11 protein-coding genes are annotated in these 13,082 nt (G+C 49.9%); 6 read left to right on the top strand and 5 right to left on the bottom strand.

The genetic code is table 11. From position 1 onward, the window contains the following. Positions 1 to 14: 14 nt before the first annotated feature. The 6 genes from H9I36_RS00055 (at position 15) to H9I36_RS00030 (ending at position 5,853) form a co-directional block, all read left to right on the top strand. Positions 15 to 1,040 (top strand): hypothetical protein, encoded by a 1,026-nt coding sequence (locus H9I36_RS00055; protein WP_187383361.1) that lies wholly within the window; start codon positions 15 to 17, stop codon positions 1,038 to 1,040. A 95-nt stretch (positions 1,041 to 1,135) separates the two neighbouring features. Continuing rightward, a complete protein-coding gene (locus H9I36_RS00050) occupies positions 1,136 to 1,900 on the top strand; it encodes a Nif3-like dinuclear metal center hexameric protein (protein ID WP_187383360.1) in 765 nt (254 codons plus the stop codon). Positions 1,901 to 1,977: 77 nt separating this feature from the next. Next, the gene (locus H9I36_RS00045; protein ID WP_187383359.1) at positions 1,978 to 3,843 is read left to right on the top strand and encodes a dihydroorotate dehydrogenase; all 1,866 of its coding nucleotides are present in this window, start codon (positions 1,978 to 1,980) and stop codon (positions 3,841 to 3,843) included. A 159-nt stretch (positions 3,844 to 4,002) separates the two neighbouring features. Then, on the top strand, positions 4,003 to 4,911 hold the full coding sequence (gene rocF, locus H9I36_RS00040) for an arginase (RefSeq protein WP_187383358.1): 909 nt from the start codon (positions 4,003 to 4,005) through the stop codon (positions 4,909 to 4,911). A gap of 243 nt (positions 4,912 to 5,154) precedes the next feature. Continuing rightward, entirely contained in the window at positions 5,155 to 5,424 is a 270-nt protein-coding gene (locus tag H9I36_RS00035; RefSeq protein ID WP_038081020.1) for an ACT domain-containing protein, read from the top strand. Between the two features lie 81 nt (positions 5,425 to 5,505). Beyond that, complete coding sequence (locus H9I36_RS00030; RefSeq protein ID WP_187383357.1) at positions 5,506 to 5,853, top strand: BrnA antitoxin family protein; 348 nt, start codon at positions 5,506 to 5,508, stop codon at positions 5,851 to 5,853. Between the two features lie 107 nt (positions 5,854 to 5,960). Here the strand turns inward: H9I36_RS00030 and H9I36_RS00025 are convergent, their stop codons facing one another. The 5 genes from H9I36_RS00025 to H9I36_RS00005 form a co-directional block, all read right to left on the bottom strand. Next, entirely contained in the window at positions 5,961 to 7,766 is a 1,806-nt protein-coding gene (locus tag H9I36_RS00025; RefSeq protein WP_255422605.1) for an ABC transporter permease, read from the bottom strand. A gap of 97 nt (positions 7,767 to 7,863) precedes the next feature. Next, positions 7,864 to 9,051 carry an ABC transporter substrate-binding protein gene (locus H9I36_RS00020; protein WP_187383356.1) on the bottom strand — a complete coding sequence of 396 codons (1,188 nt, stop codon included), beginning with the start codon at positions 9,049 to 9,051 and terminating at the stop codon, positions 7,864 to 7,866. Between the two features lie 140 nt (positions 9,052 to 9,191). Continuing rightward, positions 9,192 to 10,463 (bottom strand): deoxyguanosinetriphosphate triphosphohydrolase family protein, encoded by a 1,272-nt coding sequence (locus H9I36_RS00015; RefSeq protein ID WP_187383355.1) that lies wholly within the window; start codon positions 10,461 to 10,463, stop codon positions 9,192 to 9,194. A gap of 286 nt (positions 10,464 to 10,749) precedes the next feature. Next, positions 10,750 to 10,998, bottom strand: coding sequence for a hypothetical protein (locus H9I36_RS00010; RefSeq protein ID WP_187383354.1), 249 nt, complete (start codon positions 10,996 to 10,998; stop codon positions 10,750 to 10,752). A gap of 299 nt (positions 10,999 to 11,297) precedes the next feature. Next, positions 11,298 to 12,887, bottom strand: coding sequence for an immunoglobulin-like domain-containing protein (locus H9I36_RS00005; RefSeq protein ID WP_187383353.1), 1,590 nt, complete (start codon positions 12,885 to 12,887; stop codon positions 11,298 to 11,300). Positions 12,888 to 13,082 lie beyond the last annotated feature (195 nt).

The raw sequence follows: 13,082 nt of genomic DNA, 5'->3' as shown, positions 1-13,082 counted from the left end.
GTTATTATACGCCTATGGCGTATTCCGTTTTCGGCAATCTGCTTGCGGCGCTTTTGCTTGCGGGCTCGAGCGCGCGGATTTTTTTTCTCAAATACGAACGCGTCGACACCGCAGCCGTCCTTGTGCCGCTATCTCTTGTGATCGTCGTTTTGCAGATTTTTTCATGGAATATCGATTGCATTTCGGCCGCTCTCTTCGTCCTCGCCGTGATCGCGCTTTTTACCAATGCCCGCGCGCTTTTTCGCTTTGCATCGAAGCTCTACGTCGATCATTATTCTTTCGGCTTTATTATTTCATCAGTATGCATTTTCATCGCTTCGCTCGTGCTTTTTGGCATTATCGTACGCTATGCGCCCGTTGCGTTCGCCCCTGCAGACTTCGGCGTTACGGAAACGAAAACACGGCTCGCAGGTTCTTTTGCATCGGGCTTTACCGAAGCCGAATACTTTGAGAAGGCTTCTGCAACGCTTTTCGTATACGAGCCCGCAGGTGAAAAAAAATCGTCTCCCGTCGTCATCGTCGGAAGCGATAAACGTGCAGACGCCGCTTCATACCGACCGTATATGATACTGCTTGCCGCCCAGGGCTATACGGTACTCGCCTGCGATTTTTATGCCGACGACGGACGCTGGTTCAATTCGTTTGCCGATCTGCGTATCTTCCGTAAGTATTCGATGATCGCATCCTATCTCCTGCAGAGGGAACGATTTTCCCGCCAAAAGGATTTTTATACGTTCGGCATGCTCCGCGAATTCGGCGCGATGCGGGATATAGCGACACAGAACTTCGGAAGCGACCTGGAATTGTTTATCGCGTGCGACGGTATGGCCGATGCCGCCGCCGTCGATTTCATCAGACAGGCGAACGGGCGCGTAAGCGGAGCGCTTGCGCTCGACAGCATCTCCGAATACCGTACACCCGGTTTCGGCTGTATCGAACAGACCGATCCCCTGCTCGCTTCTTTTTTCGGCGTCGAGCGCGATAGGGATTTGCGCGTTCCGCGTTCTCTCGTGTCGGAAACGGTTCGGCGCATTCGATAAGAGACTGCGGAATCCGCTGTAAAACCGACAGGTTTTCGACCGCTCTTTTTGATAAGATCAATCGCGGTCTAATAATTTTATTAGGAGGCAAAGCTATGACGCTTACAGAACTCGACAAATATTTTAATTCGTTTTTACACCCGGAAAATTTTCCGCACGATGTATCGCGAAACGGCATCCAAATTCAAAACAGCGATCCCGAACACAAACCGATCGATAAGGTCGCATTTGCCGTCGACGCGTGCGAAGCGACTGCGCTCGAAGCGGCCTCTCTCGGCGCGCAAGTGCTTTTCGTGCACCACGGATTGTTTTGGGGCGACTGCACCGTTTTGACCGGCGTGCACTACAAACGTATTGCCGCTTTTATTAAAAATGATATCGCGCTGTGTGCGTATCACATTCCGCTCGACGCGCACGAAAAGGTCGGAAACAACGCGGGACTTGCCGAACGCATCGGCTTAAAAAAAATACAACCTTTCGGCGAATGGCGGAATATGACGATCGGCGTAACAGGCGTGCTTCGAAAACCTCTTACCGTCGACGAACTCGCATCCCTTGTCATGCGTCCCGAAAAAAAAGCGACCGTCTTTCCTTTCGGTGTGCGAGACATACGAACAGTCGGAATCATTTCGGGAGGAGCGGGCGAAGACGTAAAACAGGCGGCTGCCGCGAAACTTGACGCATATATTACGGGAGCTTTCGAGCATGAAGATTATCACTATGCGAAAGAAGCGGGGATCAACGTCATCGCCGGAGGGCATTACGAAACCGAAACCGTCGGGGTCAATCTCGTGCGCGCGAAGCTTGAAAAAGATCTGCACATCGAAACGGTCTTTATCGATATGCCGACAGGATTGTAAACGGCAAAATTACCGTCTCGCATTCCGCACGCCGCACCCATCTTGCTCTAATCCCCATAAAATCATATCTTTACGGTATGTCCGATACTGTCCAATGCGAATCTCCTCCGCTCTATGCAAGAGGTACTGTCATATCCTGTGAAAAAGAAAAAGGCGCGCGTCCTGAAGGAAGTGTTTTTTTATTAAAAGTCGCCGTACTTCGTTCGGTTTCGCGAGCTGTAAACCCTTCCGCCGTACCGCAAGAGGCCGCGTGCGCTGAAAGCGCCGTATGCGGCAGAAGTTCGTCAAGCGCGCAGTCCGGCATACCGCTTCCGGGTCAGTTTTATATGCTCCGTGCGGAAAGGTCGCTCGTACTTTTGGGGCGACCGATCAGCGTATTTCACGTTGAAGAGCACGCGGACAAAATCGAAGTGCAGTTTCTCATCCTCGTAAAGGGGCGCGGGACACAGGAGCTCTGCGCACTGAAAGCGGGAGACGTCGTACTCATGCTCGGTCCCGTCGGAAACACATTTCCCTTTCCCAAAAACGATACAAAAATCTGTATTGCAGGCGGCGGCATCGGCGTCGCGCCCGTGGCGGCTTTCGCCGAAACGCTTCCGCCCGGCTCTTACGATTTTTTTGCGAGCTTTAAAAGCGGCTCCTACGGTTTGGAGCATATCCGCCCTGAAAAATTAATAATTACGACGGACGACGGAAGCGAAGGCGTTCACGGCATGCTTCCCGCAGCCCTTACCGAAGATGCGCTCCGTGCAGGGAACTACACCGCCGTGTATGCGTGCGGGCCGGCTCCGATGCTTTCGTACGTAAAACGCATAGCCGAAAGCGCAGGTATTCCGTGTTATATAAGCATGGAAAGCCGAATGGCTTGCGGCATGGGTGTCTGTCTCGGCTGCACGATTCACACGAGCGAAGGCAACAAGCGCTGCTGCAAAGACGGCCCCGTTTTCGACAGCCGCATCCTCGAATTTCCGAAGCCCGTATCGAAGCCTGCTCGGAAAGCGCTCGAAGGAGTACCCGATCTTTCGATTGCGATCGGGGGAGTGCGTTTTAAAAATCCCGTTATCGCGTCTTCGGGTACCTTCGGATTCGGCACGGAATACGCTTCCGTATTTGATGTCGGAAAGCTCGGCGGCATTGCGAGCAAGGGGCTGACCCTCGAAGCGCGCGAAGGGAATGCCGGCATCCGCTTGTGGGAAACGCCTTCGGGTCTCATGAATTCGATCGGACTGCAAAATCCCGGCATCGCTCATTTTATCGATTTCGAACTCCCCGAAATGCTTAAATTGAAACCGGTGACGATAGCGAATCTCTCCGGTTCGACGCTTGAAACCTATGTTGAAGGTGCAAAGCTGCTCGATAAAACCGCCGTTCCGATCATCGAACTGAATATTTCGTGTCCGAACGTTGCGGCGGGAGGAGCGGCGTGGGGCATGACCTGTGCGAATGCGGAGACGGCGGTGCGCGAAGTACGCGCCGTAACGAAAAAACCGCTCATCGTAAAGCTTACGCCGCAAGCGCCCGATTTTACGGGCGTCGCGCTCGCGTGCATCCGATCGGGAGCGGACGCGCTCAGCATCGGCAATTCGTTTCAAGGCGTCGCGGTCGATATAGAGCGCGGTGTTCCCGTGTTCGATAAAATCAAAGCGGGTTTCGGCGGCCCTGCCGTTCGTCCGATCGCCGTGCGCCTCGCGTGGGAAACCTTCGAAGCGATGCGCCCTCTCGCGCCCCACGAACGCGTACCGATCGTCGCCATCGGCGGTATCGAAAAATGGGAAGACGCTGTCGAGTTTATCATGGCGGGCGCGCTCGCAGTCGGAGTCGGTACGAACACTTTTGCCAATCCGCTCACGATGCTCGAAGTGCTTTCCGGCATCGAAGCGTTTATGAAGCGCAAAGGCTACGCGTCCGTATACGATATGTGCGGCATCGCGCATGAGAGATAAAATACCTGTTTGTCGATGCCTACAGTTTTCATACAACCTCCCCTCTTTCGCAGCTCGTGGAAAAGTCAATCGCCCACCACCATTACCCATTACCCATTACCCATTACCCATTACCCGCCCGCCTTGCTCCGTACCGCCCCTTCGCATTATACTGTTTTTATGAATATCCACATCATCGAAATGCCGCTCGATTTCGGAGCGTCGCGCCACGGCAGCGATATGGGTCCGTCCGCGATACGGCTTGCGGGTTTGCGCGCAAAGCTCGAATCGCTCGATCACACACTAGTCAAATACAATTCGCCGATGCACATACATCCACAGGAATACGAAGAAGTCGGAAATCCGAAGGCGAAATATTTAAAGCCGATAGCAAACGCCTGCACGCAGCTTGCAAAAGAAATCGATGAGTCCTTTGCCGCGGGTGAATTTCCGCTTACGCTCGGAGGCGATCACTCGATCGTGCTCGGTACGCTTGCAGGAGCCGCCGCGTCCGCGAAACGCAATGGTCAAAAGCTCGGCGTGCTCTACGTCGATGCGCACGGAGATTTCAACACGCCCGAGACGACGCTTTCCGGCAATATCCACGGCGAATGCCTTGCCGCTTCGTGCGGACTCGGTCTTCCCGAATTGACGAATTTGTATTTTGACGGACGCAAAGTCGATCCGCGCAACGTGTGTTTTGTCGGCATCCGTGATTTGGATCCCGGCGAAAAAGAGCTTATGCGCAAATCCGGCGTCACGGTTTTTACGATGAGCGATATCGAACGGCAGGGTTTTCCGTCGATCGTCAAACAAGTCGTGCTCTTTTTTAAAACGCATGCGGACGTCGTGCACGTGTCATTCGATATGGACGTGCTCGATCCCATGTTCGCACCCGGCACCGGCATTCCGCTTCCCGCAGGCATGACGAACCGCGAAGCGCTTTTACTCATGGAAGAGATGAGCGGCATGGGCATCGTAAAATCGGCCGATATCGTGGAAGTAAACCCGATCCTCGACGTGAGAAATCAAACCGCCTCTCTTGCCGTCGCGCTTGCCGCCCGCCTGCTCGGAGAAAAATTGTATTGAAACGCGGGAAATTTTCCGGTACGCACCGATACAATAATTATTAATTAATAATAGAGGAGGGAGAAGTCTCTCCCTGCGAGCGCACACGGTTGCGCTCTACCCTCTCTGCGGGGACACCCCGCAACGCCCCTTCGCTCCGCCTTTGCTTGTCACGGCGCTTGCACGAGCGCGAAGCACTTCCTTAACAACGCACGGCACGGATGCCGGCTTGCGATATCTCCCGTAATGCGCTACACTCGTTTTATGAATGCAATTATCACCGTCGTCGGCTCGGATAAAGTCGGCATCATCGCAAAAGTGAGCGGCTTTCTCGCCGAGCACAAAGTCAACATAGCCGATATTTCGCAGACGATCCTTTCCGGTAATTTCGTTATGATGATGATGGTAAATCTCGACGGCGCCGATATTTCTATAGAAAACCTCCGCGCTGAAATGGATAAAACCGCAGACGCTATGGGCGTCGAAATCAACATCATGAGCGAAAAAGTGTTTTCCGCGATGCACCGGATTTGATTGTACCCGCCGGCGGATGTTGCGCCGAAAAAAAACGGATATTTGTCTTGACATATCGATTGAGATGATTATACATTTTATATGAGAGCTTCATGCAGTTTGAATGGGATGAAAAAGAAAGAATCGAATACTACCGTAATTATGACCTCAGATGAAATCAAAAATCTTCCGCCGATGTCGAAAAAAGAACTTAAAGCGCTCGACGATGCAAATATCGTGTACGATGAAGATTGTCCCGAACTTACGGACGAACAGCTTCGACAGTTTAAGCCGCGATACGTAAATCATTCCGCTTCCGTACACGAAAAGCGGAATGACGGAAAAATCTGTATCCCTATTGATTCCGATATTTTAAAAGCTTTGAAGTCGCCGCAAAAAGATTACGAAAAACGAATAAATACTATTTTACGCCGCGTCGTATTGGGATGATAAAAGCGCAGTCTCTCTTAGGTTAAAAAAAATACGGGCGATTCGAACTGCGCGATTCCATAGTGCGCACAGCCCGTCCGCCCGTACAAACGATTTTTCGAATTGTTTTACGCGCCGCCGACACCCTTGTCGATCGAAGCGCCGGTCGCTTTATTTACGGTAAAATTGATAAGCAATACGAGTACGATGATCATAAGGTTGATCGCGTTGCCGTACTGCGTATAGCCTTTTTCGTTGAACTGCATGAGCATCGTCGTGAGCACTTTGTTTTGCGGCGTGACGAGGAGCGCGAACAGCGAAAGCTCTCTCATGCACGAAATAAACGGCAGCAAAAATCCCGACAGGAACGTCGCCTTTTGAATCGGAACGATGATGCGCGACATGCGCTTTATCCACGGCACGCCGACGATGACGGCGGCTTCTTCGATTTCGTTTGAAAGCTGCAGCATGGCATTGACGCCGCTTCTCGATGCGAAGGGCAGATATTTTACCGAACCGATAAGCGCGAGGATAAAAAACGAACCGTACAAAAACGGTATCTTCGTCGCAATCGAAAGGTAGATCGCACCGAATGCCATCGACGGCATGAGGTACGGGAAAAACGCTAGGTTGTTGACGAAAGTTGCCAATTTCGAGCCGCGCCGTTTTCCGATCGCATAGCCGATGAGGATGCCGCTCGTACCTGCGACAACCGAACACACGACCGACAGGCGGAGGCTGTTCCACAACGTGCGCCACACGTCGGCGCTCATGAGGATGCCCGCGTCCATGCCGTTTTCAAGGGCGGATTCGCCGCGTCCGATCCAAAAATCGAGCGTAAAATTTTTCAGCGAATAATCGCCGGGCAGGAGAAGCATAGACTCAAGGGCAAAGGTGATGAGCGGTACGATTGCGATAAAGCACAAGAGGATGACGAGGACGGCCGAAAGCGGAGTCCGTGCACCGCGAAGGTTCACGAGCGAAATCTGCGAAGATTTTCCGGTGATCGTCGTAAACGATTTTCGCCTGCCGGTAAACCATTGATTCAATCCCAATATGCCGATACCGAATAAAATCATCGTAAACGCGATGATGTATCCCTGTCCTTGAAAATTGCCGTTCATCATCGTATACATCTTTGTCGTGAGCACCCAAAAGCGCACGGGCGATCCGAGAAAAACCGGAACGGCGTATGCGCTCATCGCGGATGCGAACACGAGCAGAAAAGTCGAAAGAAGGGCGGGCATGACGATCGGCAGCGTGATTTTGCGCATGATCTTTGCACGGCTCGCTTTCAAAATCGTCGCGGCTTCTTCGAGGTTCGCGTCCATATTGCGGAGAATGCCGCCGATGAGGATGTAGGCGAACGGCGAATAGTGGAGTCCGAGTACGACCGAGCAGGGGAAAAGTCCGTACACGAACCATTCCGGCATTGCGATGCCCGTGAACGCCGTAAAGATGCCCGTGATGCCCATACCGACGTTCGCATTTCTGAAAAAGTTCGTCCAAAACATCGCAAGCGTCCACGACGGCATGATGTACGGAAATACGAATACGAACGAAATGAATTTTTTGTATTTGAGATTCGATCTTGTGATGAGCCACGCAACCGATCCGCCGAAAAAAATCGCAATGACGGACGCGATGATCGCCATAAAAATTGTATTCAGCAACGGACGATAAAAATTATTAACGGAATATTCGCCGCCTGCGAGCAGCCTCTTCCAGTGATATCCCGTAAGCGCACCGGCCGGTTTGCGTATAAGCTGCATCTCCATCGGATGAACGCTGTAGGTTTCGAATACGAGCGAAAGCAGCGGATACAATGTCAGCGCCGCCAGCAAAACGAAAAATACGACAAGGATGACATTTGCGGGATTTTGAAAAAATGTCTTTATGTGATTCGCCGCTTTTTTTGACATGATAGCTCCCATAAAAAAATTACAGACGAATTGCGGACACACGTTTGGAAACATGTGCCCGCATATATCTTATACGGAAGTCTCTAAAAATTACAGTTTTAGGAGGCTTTTATTTGGTAAGATTTTTTGAAATGAATTCGAATACGTCCGCGTACGCTTCATTGATGTATTCGGGATCGTCCATAACGAGACGCGTTCTCCAATACGAAAGCGGCTGATCGCCTTTGTTTACCGGAATGCTCGTGTTCGAAGAATATGCGCCGATGTTTTTTGCCCACGCAGCGAATCCCTCAGGCGATACCAAGTGCTCGACAAAGAGCATCGACGTGTACGGCATCGTCGTCGTTTTAACGATCTGCACGTAAAGCGGATACATAAAACCCGCAAAAGGTTCTACCGTCGTATTTTTGCCGTCCGCATAGTACGAGGCGACTTCGAGATTTTCAACGCGTACGGTTTTCGAGCGGAGTTTGCTCAAAACGAAAAGACCGATTTTTCCCGACGCTTCGGCATTGGAAATCTGTTCCGCTATCGTCGTGTCGGTATTGCCGAACGAACAGTTGTGCAGAAATTCCGCGATCCATTTATAGCCCGCGTTTTTATAGCTGCCGAGCTGAATGTCTTTTCCGTACAGGTTTTTATACGCTTTTGCAAGCTTGTCCGCCCACGTTTTATTCGTCAGCATGATGAGGAAGTTTTCGTTTACCTTTTCGGTTTCGGGACTTTTGAAAAACACTCTGCCTTTCATCGCGGGTTCGGTCAGCTGCCACACGTTCGTGATCGCCGGAACGTTCGAGCCGACGGTATTGAAGATAAAAAGCTTGTCGATATATTGCTGTACGAGCGGCACTTTGTCCGCACCGTCGATGCTAGAAGCAACGGATGCGGGAACGTAGTTTATGAGATTGCCCGTGTCGACCATCTGCACTTTCATAACCGCGCCGTTTTGCGTGAGTACGACGTCAGCGCCGTCGATCTTTCCGCTGATTTCCGCCTGCAGTTTCGTATAGATTTCGCTGTCTTTGACGTTCGTCGTTTCGACATCGATGCCGTATAATTCCGTAAACGCTTTTGCCGCAGTCGCAATGCGGGAACTCGTTCCGTATGCTTTGAATACGGTACCGGACGATTTTGCGGCCGCCGCTTCTTCTTTTGCCTTTGCGACGATTTCATCGTGCGACATATTTTTTGCCGCAGCGATTGTCTGCGCTGCGGCGCTGCCTGAATCGTTTCCTCCCATTGCAAAAAGTGTCGATGCCGCCAGAACGCACATCGCACCGAGAATCTGTTTTTTCATTTTTACCTCCAAACAAATTTTCATAACGATTTGATTTTTTATATGCCGGACTGAAACTGCCGTTCAGCCGACAATATTTTATTGTACTACGTATTTTTGTTATGTGTCAAATATTTTTTTAAATTTATTTTTAATATGATTTAAAATGTAATGATCTCTTCATACACTTGAATTGCAAACTGATCGGTCATGCCGGAGATGTATTCGATGACGCATTTTTGATACGATTCGTTGTCGTATATATCGAACACTTCGGCAGTGTTGCAGCGGATGATTTTTTTTCGATCCTCCTGCCCCAAGGGTGCGTAGTTTGCATATTTGACGAGCCAGTCTTCGTAGGTCGAACACAGATTCGGGTAATAGCGCAGTGCCTGCCGTGCGCGTCCGTTTTGCGCATAGGGCTGTACGCGCATGAGTACTTCGTACAAAGTTTTGACGATGTCCGACGCGTAATGCATGAATTCTTCTATGCGCCAATGCGCGTATATCCGCCGGTAATTGAATTTTTTCAGCTCGATGATAAAACGGAAATATTCGTCCGAAAAACGCAAACCGCTTTCGGGACTCGACTGCGTGCATAAGTCGACGATGAGATCGTTTATCAACACGGTCGTATTGACCGCTTTGCCGCTTCGGAACGCACCCTTCGCTTTGCCGTCGATGCCGAGCGTCGTCGCAACGATTTCGCGCAGTTCGCGGTACGACGTCATATCGAGCATGTGGTATGCCCGCGCGTCTTCGATGTCGCGTCCCAAATACGCGATCTTGTCGGCGATCTTTACGACGCAGCCTTCCCACGTGTACGGCTGTACGATGCCCGGCCGCTTTATCGAATAGAGATCGATCGCTTCAGTCCGCGGCACGATGCCCTGCTGATCGATTTCGCCGCAGTGGCAGATAAGCCCGTCTCGCACCGCGTACGTCAAATTGAGCGGCTGTTCTATCCCGTCGGGATCGGCAAGCGTTTCGATATAATCGGCAAAAAAAAGACTGTTCCGCTCGTGCCAAAATTTTTTCGGCGCGTTCGCGCCCGTTTTTTGTTCAAGCAGCGAATTGAGGCAATTTTCTCCGTGATGGCCGAAAGGCGCGTGACCGATATCGTGACCGATCGCGATTGCAGCGGCAAGCCTTTCGTTCAAGCCGAGATATTTTGCGATTTCGGATGCGACCGATGCGACGTGCAGCACGTGTTCCATGCGCGTACAGGTGTGATCGTTGTGCGGTGCGAAAAAAACCTGCGTTTTATGTTTTAAGCGGCTGAACGCTCGGGAGTGTAAAAGCCGCGTATAATCGCGCTCGAAATCGGATCGGATTTCGTTGCCTCTGCCGTACAGCGGTACTTCGCGTTTTATACATTCCGCCCAATTTTTGCTTTCGGGGCAGCATCTCACGTCTTTAAAAGAATCTTTCATACGGCGGCTATTATATCACGGAAAAAGATCGGGAGTAAGTGCGCGGTAAAAAAATAAGGCCACTGTTAAAAGGAGGAAAAACAGTGACCTTTGCGTTTGCATATAATGCTTACGCTCTATAAACGACGGATGCGGAAAATGGTTACATTGAGATTCGGTATTATAAGCATCGTATACGAATTATACGATAAAGCGGAAGAAAGCGGAAGAGGAAACTGCAAGCGGCGTTCCGAATCACATATAACGTGCTGCGGAAAACTGCGGGCGGAAAGCGTTCGGAGGAGCGTCACCGGAGATGCGTTTTCCACCCGAGCCGATACGGTCGATCCCAGCACGGCATCGGTGTAATTGACGATACCGCGTATGCCGCAAGTGACAAGGCGAGACGCAAGAGGGGCGGCATCTTCGTTTTTCGATGCTCGACCGACGTAATGCGCGTTTTATCCGTGCGCGAAAGAAATTCCGCCAAGAGCACGAGCCGCCGTTTCGACGGTTCGGAAACGCGCTTTTGCGGCGCGGCAAGCATTTCGTTCATCGCAATCCTCCCGATAGTAACGGATGTCAGGTTTTCCGGTCAAGGAAAAATTCGGCCTTTTCCATCGATTCGAAGCCGAAAAATCTAAAAAAATCGGAAAATCCGCATTTACTGTGAAATTTTTAACGGTAATTAAGGAAAAAGTAAAGGTGAGTGGGAGGAAAGGAAGGCGACGGAAGGACGGGGCAATTCGAAAACGGATATGATGTATGAAAACAAAAAAGCGGGAGCGTACACAATGCCGCCCCCCGCTTTCCGCTTTACAGGATATTGTCCGAGCGATGCTTTTTATGATCCATTTAATTCAGATGGTCGCTTTCGAACTGCAATGTGTAAGATTGAGCCGTGTCGCCGTCTATGCTTATGTCCGCAGTCATCGTACCGGCGTCGGAAACGGTTATATTCGTTATAACAACGGAAATAGAATCTTCTGAACCGGTGAGCGTTATCGGTGTTCCTTGAGTGAATTGAACAGGCACATTATCGGTTCCATAACGTTTGTTGTCGTTTTTCCTAAGAGATAAGTCTAACCATATTTCCGAAGCGTTTTTATACCCATTAAGGCGAATCTTTTTAATCGTTCCGGATTCGCTTTCATACTTATAGCTGCCCTTTTGCTCGTACCAGTTTTTATGGCTGTCATAGAGCGTTTTTGCAGAAAATTCATACGTGCCGTCGCCTTTTTTCGTAAGCGTGTATTCATAGAGAGCGGGAGAAAGTTGCGCCTTTAGCCAAAGATTTTGTATCGTGACAAATTTTTTTAATGCGGGAATGCACGATTTAAGCTTTGCGGTTTTTTCCGTTTCCGATAATCCGCCGAAAGCGGTTTCTTCCCCTAAAATACCGGGACTCATCCGCTTGAGCGATTCAAATATTTTGTTATCCGTAGCGTATGCCTCTTCGTCCAAAAACGGCAATAACGATAAAAATGTTTTAAAGTCTCCGAGCGTAAGCGGATTTTTATTTTCGAGTTTGTTCAGTTCGGCTCGCATTTGATTCAGTAAAGCTTCCACATCCTGCTTTGTCATCCACTTTTCGCCTTGGTATGATGCAGTGTTTGTAAGTACGGCTTTTTTCAAATTCGGTTCTACCTTTGAGTATGCGTATTTATAACCGTCCGTTATTTTATTTTTGTCCTTATCAAATCTGGTATATATAATTTCCGTACCGGTAAACTCGTATTTATCAATTAAAACGGATGTCTCGGAACTTATCTCTTCGATATGGTTTATGTTCACATCAAATTCTTTTGTCGCCGTCTCGCTTTTATATTCCACTTTCGCCGTAAGCTTCACTTTTCTGTCGACAATATTACGGGTGACGGTACCTTTGTAATCGCTTCCGTTGTCTTCGATTTTAATAATATTTTCGTCGGCGCTTTCCCATGTTATCGCCGCATCGGTATAACCGTCTACGGTTTTCGGCAGCGTCATATCGTTCGAAACGGAAGACGGGATCGCTAAAGAAGCGGCAAAATCTTGTGCCGAAGGTTCGGTATTTTCGGCGCAAACGACAACCGTAAAAGTTTTCGTTTTGTTTTCGCCGTCTTTTACAGCCGTTGCGGTCAGCGTAATGTTTTTGTCTTCCGTATCGCGCTTTTTGATTTTACCTATGTCGGTTCCTGCCGTTTCGATATAGCCTTCCGGGCTTGCCGTCCATGTGATCGTGACACCCGACACGCTTGTCGTCGTCGGGAGCGTAACTTTGTCCGTCAGTTTAAAAACTTTTTCAGGACTGACCGAAAGTTCTTTTAGCGCTTTTTCAACAGGTGTTTCCTGAGGTGTAATACCTCCGTTTTCGGAACCGCTTCCGATGTTCGAACAGGATATAAGCATAATCGCCGGAACGATAACGCTTAAGCCGATAATTTTTTTGATGAGCCGTTTCATCCGAACCTCCTTTGCGCAGTTTTCAAGCTGCCTTTGTGCGATAAAATAAAAAAAGCCGCTTTGCTGCATTCAAAAACGCAGCAAAGCGGTCTTTGTATGAGAAAAAATAAATATGTGCGAATCAGTACATCAGCTGTGTATGTTTTGTAGAGGTGATGGGGGGGGGGGGGGGGAAAAAAATTAAAAAACCCGCTT

The sequence above is a fragment of the Treponema sp. Marseille-Q4130 genome, from assembly GCF_014334325.1.
In the GTDB taxonomy this organism is placed as follows: domain Bacteria; phylum Spirochaetota; class Spirochaetia; order Treponematales; family Treponemataceae; genus Treponema_D.
Note: the sequence above shows the minus strand (reverse complement) of the source record. Positions and strands in the feature narration are given on the sequence as shown.

What these genes read in the sequence shown, in the direction of transcription:
- H9I36_RS00055 (WP_187383361.1), top strand. Translation starts at nt 15, where the DNA reads ATGGCGTATTCCGTTTTCGGCAATCTGCTTGCGGCGCTTTTGCTTGCG.
- H9I36_RS00050 (WP_187383360.1), top strand. Translation starts at nt 1,136, where the DNA reads ATGACGCTTACAGAACTCGACAAATATTTTAATTCGTTTTTACACCCG.
- H9I36_RS00045 (WP_187383359.1), top strand. Translation starts at nt 1,978, where the DNA reads ATGTCCGATACTGTCCAATGCGAATCTCCTCCGCTCTATGCAAGAGGT.
- rocF (WP_187383358.1), top strand. Translation starts at nt 4,003, where the DNA reads ATGAATATCCACATCATCGAAATGCCGCTCGATTTCGGAGCGTCGCGC.
- H9I36_RS00035 (WP_038081020.1), top strand. Translation starts at nt 5,155, where the DNA reads ATGAATGCAATTATCACCGTCGTCGGCTCGGATAAAGTCGGCATCATC.
- H9I36_RS00030 (WP_187383357.1), top strand. Translation starts at nt 5,506, where the DNA reads ATGAGAGCTTCATGCAGTTTGAATGGGATGAAAAAGAAAGAATCGAAT.
- H9I36_RS00025 (WP_255422605.1), bottom strand. Translation starts at nt 7,766, where the DNA reads ATGGGAGCTATCATGTCAAAAAAAGCGGCGAATCACATAAAGACATTT.
- H9I36_RS00020 (WP_187383356.1), bottom strand. Translation starts at nt 9,051, where the DNA reads ATGAAAAAACAGATTCTCGGTGCGATGTGCGTTCTGGCGGCATCGACA.
- H9I36_RS00015 (WP_187383355.1), bottom strand. Translation starts at nt 10,463, where the DNA reads ATGAAAGATTCTTTTAAAGACGTGAGATGCTGCCCCGAAAGCAAAAAT.
- H9I36_RS00010 (WP_187383354.1), bottom strand. Translation starts at nt 10,998, where the DNA reads ATGAACGAAATGCTTGCCGCGCCGCAAAAGCGCGTTTCCGAACCGTCG.
- H9I36_RS00005 (WP_187383353.1), bottom strand. Translation starts at nt 12,887, where the DNA reads ATGAAACGGCTCATCAAAAAAATTATCGGCTTAAGCGTTATCGTTCCG.